The organism is Klebsiella sp. H-Nf2 (genome assembly GCF_002806645.1).
GTDB lineage: Bacteria > Pseudomonadota > Gammaproteobacteria > Enterobacterales > Enterobacteriaceae > Klebsiella > Klebsiella variicola.
This window is the reverse complement of the sequence record NZ_PIBL01000020.1, coordinates 19205-41639: the sequence shown is the minus strand read 5'-3', so window position 1 is coordinate 41639 and position 22435 is coordinate 19205. Positions and strand designations below refer to the sequence as shown.

Sequence of the window (22435 nt, the reverse complement as noted above, 5' to 3'; positions counted from 1 at the left end):
GGGCGGCAGGCGGCTCAGGGAACAGACGGTTCACGGCGAGGGACATTCCCTGAATGGCAAAGATGAGCAGCAGCAGGAACACCAGCACAAAGCCCATGCCGAGAAACATCAGGGTGAAGCCTTCGCCCAAGAGGACGGCATTGTCAGTCATAAAATAGCCTTTGGGAGGGGCGCAATAATGGCTAACGGCAGACCGCGTTAGCAGAGTGGATTTCCCCGGACCACCTGGTCAGAAGCCTCTGTTTAACGGTCAGCTACCGCTGCCATTACTGCGCTATATATTCAATCGGGGTTATTTAATGAAGCTCACATGTTTGCAGATTTCATCGGCGACAATGTCTTTGCGCTGATTAAAGATCACTTTATTCTGCTCAAACAGGTTATTGCCGTGGGTATCGATTGAGACAATTAACGGCCCGAACTCTTTCACCCGACAGACCCATAAAGTTTCCGGCATCCCTAAATCACGCCACTGCGCATCTTCGATTTCTTCCACGCAGACCGCGGCGACAACCGCGCAGCCGGCCGGAAACACGCAGTGCAAGGCTTTATGCTCGGCGCAGCCCTCTTCGGTCCCCTTACCCATACCGCCTTTGCCGACAATTAATTTCACCCCGGTTTTAGCAATAAACTCTTTTTCAAACTTCTCCATGCGCATACTGGTCGTCGGCCCAACGGAGACCATTTCGAATTTATCTTCCGAACCTTTAATTGGCCGAACGATCGGCCCGGCGTGTAATATCGCGCCGCCGGCAACGTTGACCGGTAATTCACGACCGCCCTCAATTAAACGGCGATGGGCAACATCGCGACAGGTCACAATATGGCCATTGAGATAAATAATATCGCCCGCTTTAATATCGGCTAAATCTTCATCTTTAATGGGCGTAGTGAGTATTTTTTTAGTCATCAGAAAGCCACTCCTGTGTGAGACGTAATGGTGTAGTTCAGGTCTTTATCGAAAACGATATGTCCTTTGCGGTGCGACCAGCAGCCGACGTTGACCGCCACGCCAATGGTGGAAGGATGGCGTGCGGTATTTTCGATATTGACGCCCATCACGGAGGTATTGCCGGACATCCCCTGCGGGCCAAGGCCGATTTTGTTGATGCCGTCTTCGAGCATTTTTTCCAGCGATGCCGCGCGTTCGTTATCATTGTGCGAGCCAATCGGGCGCATCAGCGCTTTCTTCGACAGCAGCGCCGCGGTTTCCACCGACGTTGCCACCCCAACGCCAACCAGCAATGGCGGACAGGCGTTCAGGCCATAGCTGGTCATCACATCCAGCACGAAACGGGTTACGCCTTCGTAACCAGCGCCCGGCATCAGCACCATCGCTTTACCCGGCAGCGAGCAGCCGCCGCCCGCCATATAGGTGTAGATGCTGCACTGGTCGGAATCCGGGACGATCTCCCAAAAAACGGTGGGCGTCCCTTTGCCGACGTTTTTACCGGTGTTGTATTCATCAAAGGTCTCGACGCTGTTATGGCGCAGCGGGGAGTCGACGGTGGCTTTGATCACCGATTCGCGCAACAGCGCTTCCAGTTCACCGATCAGCGGAAAGTTGGCGCCGCACTCCACCAGAAACTGGATCACGCCGGTATCCTGGCAGGAGGGACGATCCAGCTCTTTCGCCAGACGCTGGTTTTCAATCATGGTGGTGAAGATGACATCCGCCAGCTGGCTGGTCTCTTTCTTATGCAACTCTTTTAGTTTTGCTGTGACGTCATCAGGCAATACTTTGCCGGTATATCCCACAAATCTGGCCATGATGTCGGTCATGCGGGATATCTGTTCACTTTTGCTCATAAAGGCTCCTTAGTCAGAACAGCGTCCGTAAATTACGGATGAAAAGGGAAAAGGATTGGCAGCAGGATCAGGCTGACAATGGTGGAAACGATAATCAGAGGGATGCCGGATTTGGCGTAATCGACGAACTTATAGCCCCCGGCCGACAGCACCATCATATTGGCGGGCATACCGATCGGTGTCGCATAGGCGCAGGAGCTGCCAATAACGGTCGCCATCAGCACCGCACGCGGATCGGCGCCCATACCGGCGGCAATCGACAGGCTCACCGGCACCAACAGCGCGACGGTGGCGGTATTGGACATAAAGTTGGTCATCACCACGGAGAGAGCAAAGACCACCACCAGCAGCATAAACGGTGAGGAGTTGTTGCCCAGCAGACCGATAACCTGGTCAGCCACCAGCTTGCCCGCCCCGGTCATTTCCAGCGCCTTTGCCAGCGCCAAGGTGCCGCCAAAGATAAAAATAGTCTGTGAATCAATGGCCTTGTAAGCTTGCTTTTCCGTCAGCACCCCGGTAACCACCAGCACCAGGGCACCGATACAGCCGGCCACCGCCAGGCTAATGCCGGTCTGTTTTTCGAAAATCATGCCGAGGATCGTGGCGATCAGCACCACCAGGGACAGGATCTGCTTCCAGCGTGGAATGTGGCTGTAATCCCGCTGTTCGCCGACGCTGCCCACTTCACCGCTGTTTGGATTATTGGGCAGAAACTTATAGCCGATGGTCAGGAAATAGAGGATGCCGCAGACCAGCATCGGTAGGCCCACTTTCGCATACTCAAAGAAACCGAAGCCGCTACCGATATTCTGCAGGGCCGATTGCGCGATCAGGTTGCCCGGGGCGCCAATCAGCGACAGGTTGCCGCCCAGCGCGGCAGCAAACACCAGCGGCATCAGCAGACGCGAGCGGGAAAACCCCGATTTCGCCGCGACACCGATAACGACCGGGATTAATACGGCTGCCGTACCGGTATTGGAGAGAAAACCTGACATTACGCCGACGACTACCATAATGGTGAAGATCAGCTGCTTCTCCGTTTTGGCGAAGTGAGTGATCACCCCACCGACTTTATTGGCCATCCCGGTCTCAAATAACGCCCCGCCAACGATAAACATGGCGACGAAAAGAATGACGTTGCTGTCGATAAAACCGGCAAAGGCCTGCTTCAGATCCAATACGCCAGTAACCACTAACGCCACGCAAACCACCATGGAAGTCACTGCCAGCGGCACCTTCTCCCACACGAACATGACGATAGCGAACACCAGCAAACATAGGGTGATGGTAATCGGTTCCATACTTATAATTTTTCCTATCAATGATATATGATATTGTATCCAATATTGACGAGGGAGAAATTATGCCCATGTAAAAAGTAAGTCAATGCGTTTTTGTGGAATGATCGCGCAATGAGATCTGCATCAAGATCCTGCGCAGATCGTCACGTGAAGGAATTAATAACGTTGATAAATATAATAAACGCCAGCCACTCGCTGGCGATCGATCCGGTCAGGGAGCAGGATCGGGCAGGTATCGGGTGAGCATATTCTCCATTGAGCGGATAATATGTTCATGCATTCGCTGGCGGGCCAGCGCTTCGTTATGCTGCTCAAGCGCTTGTAAGATCGCTTTATGTTCACGGATGGAAATGACGGCGTACTCTTCTTCAGTCACCTTGTGCCCCATCGACAGTCCGTTCCACATGTTGCAGAGCAGCATCTTCATTTTTTCATTTCCCGCCGCGTTCCAGATCTCCATGTGGAAGGCCTGATTCAGGTCGGAATATTCAGCAGAATTATTGTCTGCCAGCGCCTTCTCTGCGGCATAGTGAACCTGAGCGATGCGTGAAATATCGGTCCCTGGACGAGAAGCTTTCGCCACCGCTTCACTTTCCAATACGGCGCGAATTTCGTAATGCTCGCGGATAGTCTGCTCATTAATCCCCAGCACCACCGCACCTTTATTCGGCCGCACTTGAATCAGACCATCGGCGGCTAAAATCTGAAACGCTTCACGTACCGGCATGCTGGAAACGCCAACCATTTTGGCAATCCCTTCAAGGGTAATTTCCTGCCCTTCCACTAAATCCCGCGAAAGGATCGCTTTACGCAAAACCGCCGCCACCTGCTCCTTCGCGGAAAGAAGCTTAATTTTCCCTAATTTAGGCTTCTGCACTTTCCCAATCCTTCATATGTTGACGCATTATCTCCGCAAGCATAAGGAAATAACGCTGTGTTGCCTGAGCAATTTTTTCGCCTTCGCCATGGCCAATGGCGCTCGCCAGTTCGTTCAGGATCTGCGCCGACTCCTGGCCATCCTCTTTCAGGTACAGAATGACATAGGAAATATAACCGTCCAAAAATTGCTGATACGCCTTTGCCAGATAGCGGTTATCAAGATAGGAAATCAGCAACTGATGAAACGCCAGTTCACCGGCATTATCGCCAGCACGCGCCAGCTCCTGCGCGCGTGCGCGAAGTAATTCCCCCTGATTTGCCGGCACGAGGGCAAACAGTTCCGCAGCCATCACCGCGATGACGCGAAAAATATGGCTCACATCCTCGACGGCCAGCGTGGAGACCTGCATATGTCGGTTAGGCAAGCGCACCAGAAACCCTTCCTGTTCAAGGGACTGTAGCGCTTCCCTAACCGGCATACGTGAAAGTCCCAACTGTTCCGCGATGTTCTCCTGGGTCAGTTCCTCCCCGGGTTTCATAGCGCCGGAGAGGATCTGATAACGAATCATCTGCGCGATTTGGTCCCGGGTCTGTTTTCTTTCGATCTTTTTCACGCTGTCCTCATGGCTGGTGGCTTAAAACGCGGGGGATTTTAGCAGATTTGCCCGACCGCTGGCGCATTGGGGCGAAAAGTGAGGCAATAAAAAGCCGGAACAACGGTTCCGGCTTTTTTGCACGTGCGAGGTTACTTGTTGACGAAGTCTTCGCCGAGCGCGATATCTTTCTTCAGGGTGTCCAGCATGCCTTCCAGCGCCTGCTGCTCAAAGGCGCTGAGTTTGCCGATAGACTGACGCTCTTCCACGCCGTTTTTCCCCAGCAGCAACGGCTGGGAGAAGAAACGCGCATAGTGGCCGTCGCCTTCCACGTAAGCGCACTCCACCACACCTTTTTCGCCCTGCATCGCGCGAACCAGAGAGAGACCAAAGCGCGCAGCCGCCTGACCCATCGACAATGTCGCCGACCCGCCGCCCGCTTTCGCTTCCACGACTTCGGTACCGGCGTTTTGAATGCGTTTAGTCAGATCGGCCACTTCCTGCTCGCTGAAGCTGACGCCCGGGATCTGCGACAATAATGGCAGAATGGTGACGCCGGAGTGACCACCAATGACCGGAACTTCCACCTCAGTTGCCGATTTACCTTTCAGCTCAGCGACAAAGGTATTGGAGCGGATAATGTCCAGCGTGGTGACGCCGAACAGCTTGTTTTTATCGTACACGCCGGCTTTTTTCAGCACTTCGGCGGCGATAGCCACGGTGGTGTTCACCGGGTTGGTGATAACACCGATGCAGGCCTGCGGGCAGGTTTTGGCAATCTGCTGCACCAGGTTCTTAACGATGCCTGCATTCACATTAAACAGGTCGGAACGATCCATGCCGGGCTTACGCGCTACGCCCGCGGAGATCAGCACCACATCAGCGCCTTCCAGCGCCGGGGTAGCATCTTCACCGGAAAATCCTTTAATTTTTACATCTGTGGGGATATGACTTAGATCTACCGCCACGCCCGGCGTAACCGGAGCGATGTCGTACAACGAGAGCTCTGAACCTGAAGGCAGTTGGGTCTTAAGTAGTAGGGCAAGCGCCTGGCCGATACCACCGGCGGCGCCAAGGACTGCAACTTTCATCCTAAACTCCTTATTATGGTTAATTTAGTCTTTCGTTATTCCGTCGCCTGGACCTTAATTCACAAGATGAACAATTACAATGATTATGGCTGAAGAATGCATTATTGTGCGTAGCAATAGAACAGCGGCGCACTTTATGCTTCCTGACTGACCATCCAGCAAAGCGAAGTACCGGATCGACTGTTGGTTACAATACACCCAGCCAGTTGCGCAAAACAACACCAACTCAATAACATTTCATTTACTTTTACATGGCTTTAAGCGTTGTGATGTGAACATGTTCCTTATATGGTTTTTTTGCTAAAATATGCCCCCTTCATAACATTATTGACCTATCCCATTGCGGATTATTTGCATAAAAATTCACGATTATGCATAATGATATTGTTTTTACCACCATAATCTGGGTGACTTATGCGAAGTTCGGCAAAACAAGAAGAACTGGTTAAAGCGTTTAAAGCGCTGCTTAAAGAAGAGAAATTCAGCTCGCAGGGAGAGATTGTCCAGGCGCTGCAGGAAGAAGGCTTCGAGAATATCAACCAATCGAAGGTCTCCCGCATGCTCACCAAATTTGGCGCGGTTCGTACCCGTAACGCCAAAATGGAAATGGTCTATTGCCTCCCTGCTGAGCTTGGCGTGCCGACCACCTCCAGCCCGCTGAAAAATCTGGTGCTGGATATCGACTATAACGATGCCGTCGTGGTGATTCACACCAGCCCCGGCGCGGCGCAGTTGATTGCCCGCCTTCTCGACTCGCTGGGCAAGGCGGAAGGTATTCTCGGCAGCATCGCCGGGGATGACACTATCTTTACCACCCCTGCGCGCGGCTTTACGGTGAAAGATCTGCACGACGCCATCCTGGTCCTGTTCGAACAGGAACTCTGAGTATTCCCCTCTGGCAATCGTCAGAGGGCGACTTCCCTTTCTTTCTCTCTCTCACGCCCCTTCAATCCAACAATTATTTAACATTTCGTGTGATTTAACGCGTCTATACGTTCTTTTACTTAAGGGAAACGCCTAAAACGCACGAAAGATCAAATTCGTATACCTTTATGATTTTATTAGAAATAAATCTTATCATTGCAGATAAGTTGTCATTTTTAATTCTTATCGGTTATAAAAAGCGCAATTCATTGTAACTATTAACGCGCAAAACAATTAGCATGGTATTAATATTTTTGGTGATTAGTGTATACTTGGTTTTGTGATGAGGGTCACGAAACAAAGACCCTCAACAAAAAGATTCGACGAGGTGAACATCATGAAAATCAAAACCACTGTAGCAGCACTCAGCATCCTGTCCTTCGTGTCGTTTGGCGCTTTTGCCGCTGACGTTATCAACAGCGAGCAAGCCCAGGGCCGCGAGGCCATCGGCACAGTTTCCGTCGGCGCGGTAGCCTCTTCCCCGATGGATATGCATGAACTGCTGAACAAGAAAGCGCAGGAAGAAGGGGCTTCTTCTTATCGCATTATCGAAGCCCGCACTGGCGACCACTGGCACGCCACCGCAGAGCTTTATAAATAAGTTTTAGATCGTCTACGACTAACCCGACACAGATTCTCTACCGCGGCCCGGGTGCATACATCCCCCGCCGCGGCAAAACAAAGACTGGAGTAAAGATTATGAAACGCGCAATGATCATCGCATCCCTTGGCCTGGCTTCCGTTCTCTCTTTCGGCGCAAGCGCGGCCGTTCAGCAAGTCAACGCTGAGCAAGCACAAAATTTGCAGTCCATGGGCACCATCTCAGTATCCCAGGTTGGCAGTGCGCCAATGGACATGCGTCATGAACTGGCCGCTAAAGCCGAGAAAGAAGGCGCCAGCAGCTACCGTATTATTGAAGCACGTACCGGCGATAGCTGGCACGCCACCGCTGAGCTGTACAAATAAACCCTCGTCGTCTTATTTCGACGACTTGCCCCCGCCTGCCGGGGGCTTTTTTTTGGTTCATCGCCGGGCCCGTCCGAACAATGCGTTCCGCTTCCACAGCGGAACAGCGATTTACAGATTGGCGTCCTTATCTTTCGTCCCGCTGGCAGTGTGAACCGGCGCGCCGAGCGTCGCTTTAAACCAGTTGACCACGCGATCGATAACCGGCTTCTGATACCAGCTATCGTCGCCATGTTCCGCGCCTTCGACCAGTACATAGTCTGCCTTATTACCTTCCGCTTTTAATGCCTTATATAACTGAGCGCTTTGAACAGGTGAAACCAGGGTGTCGGCACTGCCATGCATAATTAGCATTGGCGGTTCATTACGAGAGATATGCCCCATCGGGCTGGCATTGAGCGCTTTTTGCCGGTCACTGCCGATAGCAGCGCCAGGCCAGTCGCGAAAGGCGCTTCCATGGACCAGGAGCGCCTCCGTCACGGCCGGCGAGGCGTGCACGTGCTGAACCTCAGGTGGGAAGCCTTCACCAATATTCAATAGATTAGAGATGCCATACAACGTCACTGCGGCCTGGACATCGGAGGGCTGGTCGAGAAAATCACCCTGCTCCCAGACTTTCTCGCCGTGCGTCAGCGCCATCATCTGCGCCATATAGCCGCCGGCAGAATCGCCCAGCACGCCGATACGTTTAGGGTCAATGCCATATTCCGCCGCGTGGGCGCGCAAGTAGCGGATAGCCGCTTTACCATCGACAACCGGCGCCGGAAACGTGTCTGGCACCGTGCGATATTCCGCCGCGGCGACAACAAATCCGGCCTCCGCCAGCGCCATGCGCATTTCGATAAATTTATCCCATGCCGCGCTGGTAAAGCCGCCACCAGGGAAGTAGACAATGGCGGGCTTTAAATCGTGATTGCGCGGCACCAGCAAAGACATGTGCATCTGACGCACGGAGACTGCGTTTTTAACCTGGCTGTAAACCACGCCATTGAATGTGTCGATACGGCCACGAGTCTGGTCCACGTGAATAACCTGCGCACCATCTGCGTAACCTGGGAGTTCAGCAGAATAGGCTGTCACCGACATGGTGCCCAGCATCAGGCTGCTGGTGAATAACAAAGGAAGGGTTTTCATGGTATTCGGTCCTGGATAATACCTGCCAAAAGCAGGTCAAATACAAAATGCGATGGCGTTTCAGGCAGTGTATCCCCGAAAAATCACCATGAATAATGCGCTTTTTGTATTAAATTCATCTACTTTTTTGATGAAAACAGCCATTTATCGCTCAACACTGGTCACGAACGACAGCACAATGTTAGTGGCCGGCAAGATACCGATGACGTCATCCTGAAAATCAAAGCCGTGTTTCCCGGTTTAAAAGATGAACGTTAGCCATGCCGGGCGTTAAAGCGCAACTCCCCCTCCAGCTCTTCCTCTGCTTCATCAAATAATAAAATCAGTGCGCCGAAGCGCCGACGCTGCATGTCATTTAAATGAATAAACTCAATATCCAGCGGCAATGGCAGCAGCCCACCAGTCACCGCGTCCCACAGTGAATCCAGGTTGTTGACCTTATCCTGAGCCAGCTCAAAGGTTCGGGAAAACTCCCGGTAGAAATCCTGTTGTTCGGCGATTTCGTCAAAATCAAACGTATAGGTGGTCATGGCAGCCCCTCCCGCTTCTCTTCCTGTCGCCGTTAAGTATAGCGATAAAAAAACCGACGCCTGGGCGTCGGTTTAGGGGTTAACTACTGGTCAAAACATGCTGGTACTTGTGCAACATCTCAACCAGCCGCCGCACGGGCTCGGTCACCTGCGGCGAAGCTTCCCAGACCCGCAACTTCTCCTGATAGACATCAAGCTCAGCCAGCAGCTGGGTAAAGTAGCGCCGACGCTTGTCATCACTCCCGGCGGAGATCACATGATCTGCGGTACGTCGCAGCTGTCGATGGAAGGCCGACAGATCGTCGTTCACCGGCACGGGCGCATCGCGCAGGCGCTGATGGGCAATAATCAACGTCAACGCCAGACGGAAGCGGGCGACATCGCCGGGGAACTTGTTGAGCAATAAAAACAACTGCTGATAGAGCGCGGGAAGATGATTCTCTTTGCGACGCGCCGAGTTCGTTGTCAGTGAGGAGACCGCCGCAGAGACAAACTGGTTCAACAGCACCCGACCGGTTCTGGCCCGTGAGTTATCTCTGACGAGCAGAATCACCATCAGGGCAAGGAAACAGCCGACGATCTGCCCCAGCGCACTGTCGAGGAACTGACTGAACTGAAACTGCATCGGGTTATCCAGCACCAGAATGTTGATGGTGCTCGCCAGCGCCCCCAGCGATCCGAGACGCCTTTTCTGCACTTCGATACCGATAAAGAACGCCATCGCCGCCAGGCTGATACAGAGCAGCAGCATACTCTGCTGCGTCGCCGGCATGATCACCAGGAAGTACAAGGTACCCAACGGTAACGCCGCCAGGGTGCCATAAAGGAAGTCCATCGCCACCATTCGGGGGTTAGGCAGGCGCATCGCCAGCGCGGTAACGACGGCAATCATCACCATCGCGCCGCTGCCAGAGGTCCAGCCCGTCCACAACCAGAACAACGTCCCGAGGATACAGGAGACAGAGGTGCGCCAAAAGTTCACCATCGCATGGTGACGCTCGGCAGACTCCACTTTGACCACCGCTTCGCCGCGCAGCACACCATCTTCAATGCGACTGATTTTGGTGTTGCCCACCACGCCGCGCTTGAGCAATAAGTAACGCGTGGCTGCGCCCACCCAGCTGTAGATGGTGACGGGCGTATTATGCTCGCCTTTCCAGGTCAGGAAACGGCGCATACGCTTCAGCTGCTGGTGGACATCCTGCACTGTCTCAACCGGCTCAGCAAACAGCTCACGGTAGTCATCCGTCACCATTTCCGGGCGCGAGTTTTGAATCAGGTAGGTTTCGCACGCCTGGGTGATAAGCGTTAACGAGAGGGTATTGATCGCCTTCAGACGCTGATTCGCCTTCGCCCAGCGAGAGGATTCCATGATCAGATTACTGCGCATACCTTCCAGCGCCGTGGTGCGACGCACCAGCGCGCCCCACGCCTGATCCACTTCCTCTTTTTCACCGTGGGCGACGCATAACTGCATCAGCTTATATTGCGCAATCAGCAGGTTATCCAGCTCAAGGTCGATCTCTTTTTTAATCGAACGTGGAGAGAACAACAGGTCGGCGACGATAGCGCTGACAATACCGATGACAATTTCGCTACAGCGTTCGACAGCAAACTGTGGCGCCAGCATCGGATTGGTATGGATGGTAATAATGATAATCAGCGCGGTGTACCCGGCCAGTCCCCAGGCATAAGAGTTTTCGACCTTAACCAGCGACGAAATCCAGGTACAAAACCCGGCCCACAGGCAGCAGACCAGCATCATCAGCAGAGGCGCGCGGATCATCAGGATGATGATAACCAGCGCCGCAATACAGCCAATAAAGGTCCCGGCAATGCGCAACATCCCGCGATAGCGGATCGCGCCAGAGTAAGGTTCGCCGCCGGCAGCAAAAGCCGGCCCGGCGGCGACGATCGCTGCCGTCAGTACCGCCCAGCGCGGCGTTTCGAGCTGAAAATGGAAACCGACAAACAGCGCCAGCACCACCGCGCATGCAAGCTTAATGGCAAAGCGGAGATGCCGGGGAGCAATGGTATATGTCCCCATAGCGATTAACCGAATTCGCGCAGGCGCATAGCCAGTTTCTGGAAGAAGTTGGCCCGGCTGGTATCGCGGTCTTCTTTACCGGTGATCACCACCGTCGCGGTCGTGCCCGATGGCCACAGATTCCCCTGCTGCTGGTCGAGGTGAATACGCACCGGCACACGCTGCGCCAGACGCACCCATTCAAGGTTGGAGTCGACCGAGGCCATCCCTTTCGCGTCGCTACTGCTGCTGGCGTTGGTCACCCCTGCAGCGATACTGTCCACCGTCCCTTTAATCGTTTTGCTGCTGCCGAGTGGAGTAATTTCCGCACGGTAGCCAGGGCGGACGCCTTCCAGCTTGGTCTCTTCCAGATAGGCCATGACGTAAAACGTATTCTCTTTCACCAGCGCCACGGCCGTGGAGCCACGGGTAATAAATTCCCCGGTATAGACGTTAAGGTTGGTCACCCAGCCATCCGCGGGGGCGCGAATTTCTGTGCGCTCAAGGTCCAGCCTGGCCAGATCGCGGCTGGCAACTGCTTTCGCCAGCTGATGCTCAACGGTTTGCAGCACGTTGTTCGCCTGATCTATCTCTTCCCGCGACATCGCCTGTACGCCCAACTTATTACGCCGACCCGCTTCAACGCGCTTCTCCTGCGCTAAGGTCTGGTAGTAGGCAACATCGGCTTCCGCCTCCGCCAGCGCTTTTTGGTAACGAGGTTGGTCAATAACGAACAATACCTGGTCTTTCTTAACCAGTTGGTTATCCTTGACGTTGACCTGGGAAATCAGCCCGGAGACGTCAGGGGCAATCGCCACAATGTCAGCGCTAAAGCGCGCATCCCGCGTCCACGGCGAAGCGGTGTAATAGACCCAGGCGCGGAAAATCGCCACGAAGGCCAAAATGACCAGTATCACGGTAATAGCGGTACGGAGGATATTTCTTGTTAGTGTTTTCACATCAACCTCAAACGAACAAGCGCGATATCAAATAAAAAAGGCAGCAATATAGCGCCGTATTAAACAGTGCAGGGTGCCAGACAAAATCGTAAATGCCGGTCGGAACCAGCAGTCGGTGCACCAGCCAAAAGATGGCCAGCGACAAAAGCAACTCGAAGAAGATCGGCGGAAACGATAAGCCGAAAATCACGATGACAGGAAACAGACTCATGATGACCTTGAATAAGAAGCGTACAGGTAGTGAGCAGATGCGTTTATTATGTAGCTAACAATATATTAACGTAACAATTGCTGCATTATCTATAATGTGTGATCTAAATCACTTTTAAGCCAGAGTGAATAATGGAACGATTAAAGCGTATGTCCGTTTTCGCCAAAGTGGTCGAATTAGGTTCCTTCACCGCGGCGGCCCGCCAGCTTCAGATGAGCGTTTCCTCGATCAGTCAGACCGTCGCCAAACTGGAAGACGAACTGCAGGTGAAGCTGCTTAACCGCAGCACCCGCAGCCTGGGCTTAACCGAAGCCGGGAAAATCTATTTTCAGGGCTGCCGTAGGATGCTATTTGAAGCGCAGGATGTCCATGAGCAATTATACGCATTTAATAACACCCCTATCGGGACGCTGCGCATCGGTTGCTCTTCAACTATGGCACAAAATGTTCTGGCGCGCATAACGGCGGAAATGCTGAAAGAATACCCCGGACTCTCCGTCAATCTGGTCACCGGCATACCAGCCCCTGACCTGATCGCCGACGGCCTTGACGTGGTGATCCGTGTGGGCGCCCTGCAGGATTCCAGCCTTTTTTCCCGCCGCCTGGGCTCAATGCCGATGGTATTATGCGCCGCCAAAAGCTATCTGGCACAGGCAGGCAATCCGGAGAAACCGGCCGACCTCGCCAGCCATTCATGGCTGGAATATAGCGTACGTCCGGATAACGAATTTGAAATTATCGCCCCGGAAGGGATCTCAACCCGCCTGATCCCGCAGGGTCGCTTTGTGACCAACGACCCCATGACGCTGGTGCGTTGGCTGACAGCCGGAGTAGGTATCGCTTATGTACCGTTGATGTGGGCGATCGAAGAGATCAACCGCGGCGAGCTTGAGATCCTGCTGCCCAGCTATCAATCCGATCCGCGACCGGTCTACGCGCTGTATACGGAAAAGGATAAACTGCCGCTGAAAGTGCAGGTCTGTATCAACTATCTGACGGAATATTTTGTCGACGTGGCGAAGATCTATCAAGGCATGCACGGGCGCGGGATCGCCCGGTGAAGCGGTTCCCGGCGGCGCCGGGAACCAGGTCAGGATCAGGCGGTACCGCCGACGGTAAGATTATCGACCTTCAGGGTCGGCTGGCCGACGCCCACCGGCACGCTCTGGCCTTCTTTGCCGCAAACGCCAACGCCGTTATCCAGCCGCAGGTCATTCCCTACCATCGAAATCTGCTGCATGGTTTCAATCCCGGAGCCGATCAGCGTGGCCCCTTTCACCGCCTTCGTGACCTTCCCTTTTTCGATCAGATAGGCCTCGGAGGTAGAGAAGACAAACTTACCGGAGGTGATATCCACCTGCCCGCCGCCAAAGTTAGGCGCGAAGATACCGTAGTCGACCGACTCGATAATCTCCTGCGGCGTCGACTGGCCCGCCAGCATATAGGTGTTGGTCATACGCGGCATCGGCAGATGGGCATACGACTCGCGACGGCCGTTACCGGTCGGCGCGACGCCCATCAGACGCGCATTGAGCTTATCCTGCATATAGCCTTTCAGGATGCCGTTTTCGATCAGCACGTTATATTGCCCCGGCGTGCCTTCGTCATCGATGGCGACCGACCCACGACGATCGACGATGGTGCCGTCATCCACCACGGTGCACAGCTCAGAGGCAACTAATTCCCCTATATGGCCGCTAAAGACCGAGGTGCCGCGACGGTTGAAATCACCTTCCAGCCCATGGCCGACCGCTTCGTGCAGCAGGACGCCAGGCCAGCCGGCGCCGAGCACCACCGGCAGCATCCCCGCCGGGGCGGCGACTGCCGAAAGGTTCACCAGCGCCATGCGCACGGCTTCTTTCGCCCAGGCATCAGCCCGCACGTCGCCCTCCTGGGAGGCGAGGAAATAGTCATAGCCAAAGCGTCCACCGCCGCCGCTGCTGCCGCGCTCACGCTTGCCATCCTCTTCCACCAGCACGCTGACCGAAAGGCGCACCAGCGGGCGAACGTCCGCGGCGAGGGTGCCGTCGGTCGCTGCCACCAGAATCAGCTCATAAACGCCGCTCAGGCTGGCCGAAACTTCCTGCACGCGCTTGTCCGCCGCCCGGGCGACTTTGTCCACCCGGCGCAGAATATCCAGCTTCTCTTCCCGACTCATGCTCTGCAGCGGGTCGATGCTGGTGTACAAAGGGCTGTACTCAACGGCTCCCAGGGTCTGTACTTTGCCATTGCCGGTATCACGCACAATCGTCCGCGCTGCCTGAGCACTCTGCTCCAGCGCCAGCTTGCTAATCTGGTCCGCGTAGGCAAAGCCCGTTTTTTCGCCGCTGACGGCGCGCACGCCTACGCCCTGGTCAATGTTGTACGACCCATCTTTAATGATGCTGTCTTCCAGAACCCAGGATTCGTGATAGCTCGACTGAAAATAGAGATCGCCGTAATCGAGGCGGCGCTCGGTCAGTTGACCAAGAATGGCAAACAGATCCTGATGATTCAGGCCATTTGCCGACAGTAATTGTTCACTTACCAGGTTCAGACTCATCGTTATGCTACTCGTTTGTTGCCGCCTGACAGGCGGAAATACAGAAGGCGATCTATTGAGATTGCGGCAATTCCCGGCAATCGTCAAATCATTGCTTTTTGTTGCTACGCGCCTGGCGCAGCACTTCATTGATCTGCGGCTGGTCAATTGGGCCGGTAATGCGATAGCGCAGAATCGAGACTTTGTTCCACAACGGGCCCAGCACCTTGCTGGCGGCAAACACCGCCGCGCCGACGATAGGGTTGACGGCAAAAGCCGCCGCCACGCCGACGGTCGCAGAGATCTCCGGCGCCACCACCGCCTGCAGATCCAGCCGGCGACGCACCAAATCGACCGAACCTTTCATGGCAATATCCGCTTCCAGGCCATCCACCAGCGTATCGTCGGTATGCAGCACACCATCCTTGATCCACGCCGTACTGTTAATCGAGTCGAAGTAAAAACCCTCGCTGAAGGTATCGCTAAAGTCGAAGCGCAGCTTACGCAGCAGGGCGTCGACGCTCAGCAAACGCAGCAGCTGGCCAGCGTGTCCAGTACTCAGGTCGGTAAACTGTCCCTTGCCGAGGTGGCTTTTAATGATCCCATTGAGCGATGCGACATCGGGCGACCAGGGCGGCGCGCGCCAGTGCAGATCATAGTCGATGTCAAACGGCGAATCCTTCACCGGCGTGGAAACGCCGAAGAAACTGGCAAACTCATCCGTTTTATTGCCATGCAGTTTGCCTTTCAGCGACGTGCGTACACCGGTCGGCGCGCTGACCCAGACGCCATCGGTCGTCAGTCGGCCAAACCCGGTATCCACCAGACCATTGGAGAGTGTTAAGGTATCGCCCTTAATCGCCACATCTCCGTCGATACGGCCATATTTTTGCCCCCACAGCCAGCATTCCGCACAGCGCAGCTGCAGATCGGGCCAGCCATGGAAATCCAGCCGCGTCTCTGCCTGCGGGGCAGCGTTCTCTGCACCGGTCTGACTGTTGGCGCTGGTCGGGTTGAAATAGAGATAACGTACATTCGCCAGCCAGGGCGCATTGTCGCGCATCGTCAGGGTGGCGTTGATTTCACGCCCCTGCGCCTCGACCTGCGAGCCGCCGGCGACCGGCTGCGACATCAGACTGACGTTGTTCCACTGTTGACCGGCAAGCGCCAGCGACGGCGTACGCAGCACAATGCGCTGGGGAAAGAGTATGGTGCTGCTGACTTCATTCGCCGCCCCGTTTTGAAAGAGCGCCAACCATTGAGCGCCATCCATCGGTGGCAGATTGAGCTCGACGCCGGGCTGGTCAGGCAGCGGAGAGAGACCTTTGCTGTCCGAAGTAAGGATCGCCCGATCCAGCGTCAGCTTACGGTTCAGCAACCAGCGGCTGTTGATATGATTCTTCGCGCCGACGGAGCCGGTCAGGTCAAAGCTGCTCAAACCGCCCGCGACGTTAATTTTGACCGGCATCGGCTCACCAGCGGGCTTATTGACCGGCGAAGGTAAGTGACTGCTCACATTTTTCAGATCGCCGTTGATGTCAACCTTATAGTTCGCATTGCCATGGTACGGCAGTTCGATAGCGACCTTGCCCTCCCACGGTACGCTGCCGCTCAGCGCCTCGTTGACGGCTTTTGGCAGCAGCCCGGTATGCGATGGCTGCCAGTTGGCGTTCATCCCGACGTCCACCAGAAACGCTTTTTCGCCTTCCCGGGTGGAAAAATTGAGATTCAGCGGCTGATGAAACCAGGTCGCGCTTAACGTTTCGCTATTGAGATCGCCATTCACGAAGCTGAAATTCCCGCTCAGGTTTTGCAGAGTGGTGTCTAACGGCTTGATAAACAGATTGTTATTCTGCAGACGCACTTCGCCTTTCGCGGTGGTCATTTCGCCATCTAAAGGGATATTGAGATGTAAGCGAGCGCTCACATCCCCGTCCAGCTGCAGGGAATCCAGCGCCGCTCCCAGGGTCTCTTTCAGCGGCGTGGTGTTGAAATAAGGTCCCACTTCTTTGCCCGGACCTTTGATATCGGCATCAATCAGCAGCTTTTCAGCGGCATAGTCCGGGATCGCGGCATCGAGATTGCTGGCGGTGACATTGCCGAGCATCGCTTTATCCGCCCGCATCCACAGCCCGTTATTGATAAAGTTGAGATCGATGTTCAGCCCGGTCAGCGCCGGCCAGTCCGGCTGGAAAGCAAAAGTAGCATTCTTCAGCGGGACATAAACCTGGAACTGCCCTTCATTGTGCGGGTAAGGGAAAAGATGCGGATTGCCGCCATACACCAGCGTCGCATCGCGAGCCTGTCCGGCTTTAATCGCGCCGCTGAGATAGTCCACCAGAGCCTTGCCCATCAGGTTTTCCGGGAAGTAGCGCCATGCCTGGCCGCCGTCATTGGTGCTGATGCCCGCCAGAATGCCCAGCCAGGGATCATCTCCCTGCGGTTGCAGATAGCGGAAGCCGCCGCGGGCGCGGACACCCGTCGCCTGCACGTCAATATCGCGGCCATCAAGCATAAACCCTTTGTCGTTTTTCACCCAGCTGAGGGTGGCTTCGCCAGCGGCGATCTCCAGCGGGGCGCGGAAAACACCGGTATAAGGCATCAGCGCCTGCGTCATGCGGGCGCGCAGTTCCCCGTGCTCAACGCTGCCATTCAGACTGCCGGAAAAGTGTTCCGCTCCCGGCAGGAGTTTCCACTGCTTCCATGCCAGATCGCTCCACTGCGCCTGAAAGCGCGTTTTCTCCGTCGCCTGCAGGGGAATATCGAGCGCCAGCAGGTTGATTTTGCCGCTGGGCTGCGTGGTGCGCCAGAGCTCGCTCAGAGAAGGCGCCAGCTTATCGGCGAAGGGCTGTAATCCGCTGAGGCCGCTGAGGGTTAAGTTGCTGGCACGAATGCGTAATTCATCGCTACGCTGATGGTCGTCGCCACCGACGTCCTGCGCCGGGATCCAGGCCATCGCCAGCGCGCCGCTTGGCCAGGGTTTATCGTCGATAGCGATCCGCGTATCGGGAATGTAGAAGCCCCAGCTCTGCTTGTCGTGGGAGAGATGCGCCGTCAGGTTATCCACTGACAGGTGATGAACTTCGTCATCCCCCTGCCAGCTGGCGCCCCCTTTTTTCAGCCATACATCACCGCTGGCCACATCGCCTTTTTCAATGGTCATCCAACCTTCAAGGCTGAAGCGGGCGCTCTTCAGAGCGATATTGTCCTGCATCCAGCGGCCGAGCCACGGTTTGACGTCAATATCATCCGCCTGCAACCAGACTCGCCCTTTATTCAGCAGCCCATCCTCATCGCGGAGATCCATCCGCACCTGCATCACGCCATGCTGGCCGGTGAGACTGGAGAGGCTAAGCTGCCCCTCGGCGCGGTGACGGTTCCTGCCGTTAAGCCAGGTCAGCTGCGGGACTGCCAGCTCCGCCCGCTGACCGGAAATGGTCAGGAAGCTCAGATGGCTGTCGCGCAGGGTAAAGTGGTCGAACTGACGTAAAAAGAGATCGCTGATGCGGTCGGTTTTCAGGCTTTCGCCGCCGTCATTGGTCTGAATAGGGGTGTTGGTATGAACCTGCAGCTGCCAGAAGGTGAGATCGCGGAACTGCCAGCGCATATGCAGCAAACTCTGCCAGACGTCCAGCGCCAGGGTCACGCGCTTCACCGCCATTTTGCCGCCGTCTTTCAGACCGACCTGAATATCACGGACATCTAACGTCGGACCAAAATTTTGCCAGCTGGCCGTGATCTGCGAGGCATCCACCGGCGTGCCGGTAAGTGTGGAAATCTTCTCCAGCAGCTGCGGACGCCAGGCGTCAAGCTGCGGCAACACGAGACGCAAGCCACTCACCAGCAGCGCGACGATAACAATCAATGTTGCCACGGTGAGCAATAAAATCCCGGGCAGTCGCCTCACGCCTCTCTCCTTGTCAGCCGCACAATGACGCGGTGTCTTACATCATAACCACATCGAACTGCTCTTGATTATAGAGCGGCTCAATTTGTACCTTGACCTGCTTGCCGACAAAGATTTCCACTTCCGCCAGCGCGTGCGACTCTTCCCCTTTCAGGGTTTCCGCCACCGCAGGGGAAGCATAGACCAGGAAGCGATCGGAATCATAAGCATGATGCACGCGGACGATCTCACGCATAATCTCATAGCATACCGTTTCAACCGACTTTACCGTTCCGCGTCCGTGGCAGGTCGGGCACTCGTTGCACAGCACATGCTCCACGCTTTCACGCGTGCGCTTGCGGGTCATCTCCACCAGTCCCAGTTGCGAGAAGCCATTGATGCTGGTTTTCACCCGATCTTTACTCAGCGCCTGCTCTAAGGAGTGCAGTACCCGTCGACGATGGTCTTCATTGTTCATGTCGATGAAATCAATGATGATAATGCCGCCAAGGTTACGCAAACGCAGCTGGCGGGCTATCGCCTGGGTGGCTTCGATATTGGTATTGAAGATAGTATCGTCAAGATTCCGGTGCCCGACAAACGCCCCGGTATTGATATCAATGGTGGTCATCGCCTCGGTCTGGTCGATGATCAGGTAGCCCCCGGACTTCAGCTCAACCTTACGCTCCAGCGCGCGCTGAATTTCGTTCTCCACATCAAAGAGATCGAAAATCGGCTGGCGGCCGCTGTAGTGTTCCAGCTTGCTGGTCATTTCCGGGATATATTCAGCGGTGAACTCAAGCAACGCCTCATAGGTCAGGCGAGAGTCGACGCGAATACGGTCGAGATGCGCATCGGCAAAATCACGCAGCACGCGCTGAGCCAGGGCCAGCTCACCGTACAGCTGATAACGGGTCTGGTTGCGCTTTTTGCGCTCCATTACCTTAGTCCATACGCGCTTCAGATAGGCGGCATCGGCGGCCATTTCCTGCTCGTGAACCCCTTCCGCAGCGGTGCGAATGATAAACCCGCCCTGCTCATCACAGTAATCTGCGACGACCTTTTTCAACCGCTCACGCTCGGCTTCGCTTTCAATCCGTTGGGATACTCCCACGTGGGAGGCGCCTGGCATAAACACCAGATAACGGGAAGGCAGGGTGATATCTGTGGTCAGACGCGCGCCTTTGGTGCCCAGCGGATCTTTGACCACCTGGACCATCAGGTCCTGGCCCTGGCGCACCAGCTCCGAAATATCGCGTACGGTAAACTGCTTTTGCTCCTCACCGGCGACACATTCGGTATGCGGCATGATATCGGAGGCGTGGAGGAACGCCGCCTTATCGAGACCAATATCTACAAAAGCCGCCTGCATCCCCGGCAGCACTCGGCTAACACGACCTTTGTAGATATTGCCTACTATTCCGCGTCGCGCTTCACGCTCAATATGGATTTCCTGCAGAATACCGCCATCGATATACGCGACGCGCGTTTCGGATGGCGTTACGTTAACTAATAATTCAGCCGTCATCTTTATCCCTTTTCTTTACGCAGTGAGTTAAAGTTACTGAGCAACTCATACGTTTCCACCAGCGGTAAGCCGACTACGGCGTGATAGCTGCCATTAATCTTCCTGACGAAGCAACCACCCAACCCTTGAATACCGTATGCACCTGCTTTATCTAAAGGCTCGCCGCTGGCCACATAATCGGCGATATCCTGCTCGCTGAGCAGCCGGAAAGTCACTTCCGTGACCACCAGGCAGTCCAGCGTCTGCTGCGTGTCTGCCAGCGCCACCGCCGTCATGACCTGATGCGTTTGGCCGGAAAGCAGACGCAGCATCGCGGCAGCGTGTTCAGCGTCGCGCGGTTTTTCCAGCACTTCGCCGTTAAGAATGACTATCGTATCCGCTCCCAGCACCGGTAAATCGCGCGATGCCATCGCCACTCCGGCCTGCGCTTTTTCGCGCGCCAGGCGGACAACATAATGCTCGGCGCTCTCCTGCGGCTGGCGTTGTTCCTCGATACCAGGAACCAGACGTTCGAAAGTGAGACCAAGCTGAGTCAGCAGTTCCTGCCGACGCGGGGAACCAGAAGCAAGATACAGAGTTGTCATATCAACCTTATTGCACTGCAAATTGCTGACGCACTTTGCGCATCAGCAGGAAGAGCCATGGCCAGAGGACACCATTTACTACACTACTCCAGAATACTTCCGGACGGAAAGAGACGTTGATCACTAAAAACTCTGCCCAGAAAACAATGATATCCACGGCCAGGGATAACAGCATCACCACCAGCGCCTGTTGCCACAGCGCCAGGTTACGGAACAGCTGATACTTCAGCGCGACCAGATAGGCGATGATGCTTAAGGACAGGGCGCGAACGCCCAGCGTCGAGCCGCTAATGAGATCAAGAATAGCCCCCATCACGAAGCCCGTCCCTACGTTCACCCGATGCGGCAGGGCGAGGATCCAGTACAGCAGGATCAATAATACCCAGTTGGGCCGGAAAACGCTGATGTCCGCCGGCCAGGGCATAATTTGCAGCAATAGCGCGATAAGAAACGAGAGCCAGATAACCCAGCGTCCCTGGCTACGGTAACTTGCCACTATTGCCCCCCTGCAGGCAGAGACGGCTGCGATGGCGTCAGCCCGGTGGCTGGCGCTGGCATCTGCGGCCCCATCGCATCCGGCGCAGGCAGTACCTGCGGCATCATCTGCATCAGGCGTTCGTTAGCCACACGATGGACCTCTTCCGGGGTCATCGGGTTGGCGCCATTGCGATCGGCGCCCCACAGCAACAGCAGATAACGCAAGCGTTGCAGACCGGCCGTCGGACGTGCCTGAATCACGGTGTAGGCACGCTGAGTGTCCAGCTTCACTGAGGAGACCACGCCAACCGGATACCCTTCCGGGAAGCGGCCGCCGAGACCAGAGGTCACCAGCACATCACCGACGCGAATATCGGTATTCGCCGGCAGATGTTCAAGCTGGAGATCGTCGGTACAGCCGTTACCGGCGGCAATCACGCGAATGTCGTTACGCAGGACCTGGATCGGCAGCGCATGGGTGGCATCACAGATCAGCAGCACCCGGCTGGTCATTTTCGCCACCGCTACCACCTGCCCCACCACGCCTTTATCGCTGATAACCGGCTGGCCTTCGTAAACGCCGTTAACGCTGCCCTTATCGATAACGACCTGATCGCTGTAGGGATCGTTAACCGTTGAGATGACCTGCGTCACCATTTTTTGTTCGTCCTGGCGCAGCGGCGAGCCAAGCAGTTCCCGCAGACGCGCGTTCTCCTGCTTGTACTGGCCCAGCATCAGCAGATCGCTGTTTTTCAGCAACAGCTCCTGACGCAGCGCGCGATTTTCCAGTTCGAGCTGATCGCGGGTCGCCAGCGTTTGCGATACGCTGTCGAGCAGTTCCCGGGGACCATTAGAGACAAAGTAGAAAGGGCTGACGGCTGTATCCATGTACGTTCTGATCTGACTGAACGTACCCAGGCGGCTGTCGGCGATAATTACGCCAAGCGCCACCAGCACCGCCAGAATAAGGCGAATCTGTAGCGAGGGGCCACGGCTAAAAATTGGCTTCATAGGCT

22 protein-coding genes are annotated in these 22435 nt (G+C 55.3%); 4 read left to right on the top strand and 18 right to left on the bottom strand.

Features of this window, described 5'->3' with window-relative positions; translation table 11 throughout:
• The 7 genes from CWM58_RS27015 to mdh form a co-directional block, all read right to left on the bottom strand.
• A partial coding sequence (locus CWM58_RS27015) for an OadG family transporter subunit (protein ID WP_206056647.1) occupies nt 1-151 on the bottom strand: 151 nt, incomplete at its 3' end.
• Nucleotides 152-292: 141 nt separating this feature from the next.
• Nucleotides 293-910: a L(+)-tartrate dehydratase subunit beta gene (gene ttdB / locus CWM58_RS27010; protein WP_100682183.1), complete on the bottom strand. Its 618-nt coding sequence runs from the start codon at nt 908-910 to the stop codon at nt 293-295.
• Nucleotides 910-1809, bottom strand: a complete 900-nt coding sequence (gene ttdA / locus CWM58_RS27005; RefSeq protein WP_012540456.1) for a L(+)-tartrate dehydratase subunit alpha — start codon at nt 1807-1809, stop codon at nt 910-912. Before ttdA ends, ttdB begins: the two co-directional genes overlap by 1 nt.
• Before the next feature lie 32 nt (nt 1810-1841).
• Nucleotides 1842-3110 (bottom strand): SLC13 family permease, encoded by a 1269-nt coding sequence (locus CWM58_RS27000; protein ID WP_061153170.1) that lies wholly within the window; start codon nt 3108-3110, stop codon nt 1842-1844.
• 211 nt (nt 3111-3321) lie between these two features.
• Nucleotides 3322-3987 (bottom strand): GntR family transcriptional regulator, encoded by a 666-nt coding sequence (locus tag CWM58_RS26995; RefSeq protein ID WP_100682182.1) that lies wholly within the window; start codon nt 3985-3987, stop codon nt 3322-3324.
• Nucleotides 3974-4603 (bottom strand): GntR family transcriptional regulator, encoded by a 630-nt coding sequence (locus CWM58_RS26990; protein WP_008806677.1) that lies wholly within the window; start codon nt 4601-4603, stop codon nt 3974-3976. The genes CWM58_RS26995 and CWM58_RS26990 overlap by 14 nt, the downstream gene beginning before the upstream one ends.
• A 131-nt stretch (nt 4604-4734) precedes the next feature.
• Complete coding sequence (gene mdh / locus CWM58_RS26985) at nt 4735-5673, bottom strand: malate dehydrogenase (RefSeq protein WP_061153167.1); 939 nt, start codon at nt 5671-5673, stop codon at nt 4735-4737.
• 414 nt (nt 5674-6087) lie between these two features.
• On the opposite strand from mdh, the gene argR reads away from it, so the two are divergent.
• The 3 genes from argR (at nt 6088) to yhcN-B (ending at nt 7563) form a co-directional block, all read left to right on the top strand.
• Nucleotides 6088-6558, top strand: coding sequence for a transcriptional regulator ArgR (gene argR, locus CWM58_RS26980; protein ID WP_002918625.1), 471 nt, complete (start codon nt 6088-6090; stop codon nt 6556-6558).
• Nucleotides 6559-6934: 376 nt separating this feature from the next.
• Nucleotides 6935-7198: a peroxide/acid stress response protein YhcN gene (gene yhcN / locus CWM58_RS26975; protein ID WP_061153166.1), complete on the top strand. Its 264-nt coding sequence runs from the start codon at nt 6935-6937 to the stop codon at nt 7196-7198.
• 98 nt (nt 7199-7296) lie between these two features.
• The gene (yhcN-B, locus tag CWM58_RS26970; RefSeq protein ID WP_061153165.1) at nt 7297-7563 is read left to right on the top strand and encodes a DUF1471 family stress response protein YhcN-B; all 267 of its coding nucleotides are present in this window, start codon (nt 7297-7299) and stop codon (nt 7561-7563) included.
• Between the two features lie 111 nt (nt 7564-7674).
• Here yhcN-B and CWM58_RS26965 read toward each other — a convergent pair whose 3' ends face one another.
• The 5 genes from CWM58_RS26965 to aaeX form a co-directional block, all read right to left on the bottom strand.
• Nucleotides 7675-8697, bottom strand: coding sequence for an alpha/beta hydrolase (locus CWM58_RS26965; protein ID WP_100682181.1), 1023 nt, complete (start codon nt 8695-8697; stop codon nt 7675-7677).
• Between the two features lie 254 nt (nt 8698-8951).
• Nucleotides 8952-9227 (bottom strand): barstar family protein, encoded by a 276-nt coding sequence (locus CWM58_RS26960; RefSeq protein WP_061153164.1) that lies wholly within the window; start codon nt 9225-9227, stop codon nt 8952-8954.
• A 79-nt stretch (nt 9228-9306) separates the two neighbouring features.
• Nucleotides 9307-11274, bottom strand: a complete 1968-nt coding sequence (aaeB, locus tag CWM58_RS26955) for a p-hydroxybenzoic acid efflux pump subunit AaeB (RefSeq protein ID WP_061153163.1) — start codon at nt 11272-11274, stop codon at nt 9307-9309.
• Between the two features lie 5 nt (nt 11275-11279).
• The gene (aaeA, locus tag CWM58_RS26950; RefSeq protein WP_100682180.1) at nt 11280-12212 is read right to left on the bottom strand and encodes a p-hydroxybenzoic acid efflux pump subunit AaeA; all 933 of its coding nucleotides are present in this window, start codon (nt 12210-12212) and stop codon (nt 11280-11282) included.
• 7 nt (nt 12213-12219) lie between these two features.
• On the bottom strand, nt 12220-12423 hold the full coding sequence (aaeX, locus tag CWM58_RS26945; protein ID WP_002918640.1) for a p-hydroxybenzoic acid efflux pump operon protein AaeX: 204 nt from the start codon (nt 12421-12423) through the stop codon (nt 12220-12222).
• Nucleotides 12424-12554: 131 nt separating this feature from the next.
• On the opposite strand from aaeX, the gene aaeR reads away from it, so the two are divergent.
• Nucleotides 12555-13484, top strand: coding sequence for an HTH-type transcriptional activator AaeR (aaeR, locus tag CWM58_RS26940; protein WP_061153161.1), 930 nt, complete (start codon nt 12555-12557; stop codon nt 13482-13484).
• Between the two features lie 35 nt (nt 13485-13519).
• On the opposite strand, the gene tldD is transcribed toward aaeR, so the two are convergent.
• The 6 genes from tldD to mreC form a co-directional block, all read right to left on the bottom strand.
• Nucleotides 13520-14965 (bottom strand): metalloprotease TldD, encoded by a 1446-nt coding sequence (gene tldD / locus CWM58_RS26935; protein WP_100682179.1) that lies wholly within the window; start codon nt 14963-14965, stop codon nt 13520-13522.
• Nucleotides 14966-15053: 88 nt separating this feature from the next.
• Nucleotides 15054-18851, bottom strand: a complete 3798-nt coding sequence (yhdP, locus tag CWM58_RS26930) for an AsmA2 domain-containing protein YhdP (protein ID WP_100682178.1) — start codon at nt 18849-18851, stop codon at nt 15054-15056.
• 37 nt (nt 18852-18888) lie between these two features.
• Nucleotides 18889-20358, bottom strand: coding sequence for a ribonuclease G (gene rng / locus CWM58_RS26925; RefSeq protein ID WP_008806687.1), 1470 nt, complete (start codon nt 20356-20358; stop codon nt 18889-18891).
• A gap of 2 nt (nt 20359-20360) precedes the next feature.
• Complete coding sequence (locus CWM58_RS26920) at nt 20361-20942, bottom strand: Maf family protein (RefSeq protein WP_071839031.1); 582 nt, start codon at nt 20940-20942, stop codon at nt 20361-20363.
• A 7-nt stretch (nt 20943-20949) separates the two neighbouring features.
• A complete protein-coding gene (mreD, locus tag CWM58_RS26915; protein WP_008806689.1) occupies nt 20950-21438 on the bottom strand; it encodes a rod shape-determining protein MreD in 489 nt (162 codons plus the stop codon).
• The gene (gene mreC / locus CWM58_RS26910; protein ID WP_008806690.1) at nt 21438-22430 is read right to left on the bottom strand and encodes a rod shape-determining protein MreC; all 993 of its coding nucleotides are present in this window, start codon (nt 22428-22430) and stop codon (nt 21438-21440) included. The genes mreD and mreC overlap by 1 nt, the downstream gene beginning before the upstream one ends.
• Between the last annotated feature and the right edge of the window lie 5 nt (nt 22431-22435).

Bases quoted from the DNA above. Each gene is read 5' to 3' on its own strand.
- ttdB (WP_100682183.1), bottom strand. From the start codon at position 910: ATGACTAAAAAAATACTCACTACGCCCATTAAAGATGAAGATTTAGCC.
- ttdA (WP_012540456.1), bottom strand. From the start codon at position 1,809: ATGAGCAAAAGTGAACAGATATCCCGCATGACCGACATCATGGCCAGA.
- CWM58_RS27000 (WP_061153170.1), bottom strand. From the start codon at position 3,110: ATGGAACCGATTACCATCACCCTATGTTTGCTGGTGTTCGCTATCGTC.
- mdh (WP_061153167.1), bottom strand. From the start codon at position 5,673: ATGAAAGTTGCAGTCCTTGGCGCCGCCGGTGGTATCGGCCAGGCGCTT.
- argR (WP_002918625.1), top strand. From the start codon at position 6,088: ATGCGAAGTTCGGCAAAACAAGAAGAACTGGTTAAAGCGTTTAAAGCG.
- yhcN (WP_061153166.1), top strand. From the start codon at position 6,935: ATGAAAATCAAAACCACTGTAGCAGCACTCAGCATCCTGTCCTTCGTG.
- yhcN-B (WP_061153165.1), top strand. From the start codon at position 7,297: ATGAAACGCGCAATGATCATCGCATCCCTTGGCCTGGCTTCCGTTCTC.
- CWM58_RS26965 (WP_100682181.1), bottom strand. From the start codon at position 8,697: ATGAAAACCCTTCCTTTGTTATTCACCAGCAGCCTGATGCTGGGCACC.
- CWM58_RS26960 (WP_061153164.1), bottom strand. From the start codon at position 9,227: ATGACCACCTATACGTTTGATTTTGACGAAATCGCCGAACAACAGGAT.
- aaeB (WP_061153163.1), bottom strand. From the start codon at position 11,274: ATGGGGACATATACCATTGCTCCCCGGCATCTCCGCTTTGCCATTAAG.
- aaeX (WP_002918640.1), bottom strand. From the start codon at position 12,423: ATGAGTCTGTTTCCTGTCATCGTGATTTTCGGCTTATCGTTTCCGCCG.
- aaeR (WP_061153161.1), top strand. From the start codon at position 12,555: ATGGAACGATTAAAGCGTATGTCCGTTTTCGCCAAAGTGGTCGAATTA.
- tldD (WP_100682179.1), bottom strand. From the start codon at position 14,965: ATGAGTCTGAACCTGGTAAGTGAACAATTACTGTCGGCAAATGGCCTG.
- rng (WP_008806687.1), bottom strand. From the start codon at position 20,358: ATGACGGCTGAATTATTAGTTAACGTAACGCCATCCGAAACGCGCGTC.
- CWM58_RS26920 (WP_071839031.1), bottom strand. From the start codon at position 20,942: ATGACAACTCTGTATCTTGCTTCTGGTTCCCCGCGTCGGCAGGAACTG.
- mreC (WP_008806690.1), bottom strand. From the start codon at position 22,430: ATGAAGCCAATTTTTAGCCGTGGCCCCTCGCTACAGATTCGCCTTATT.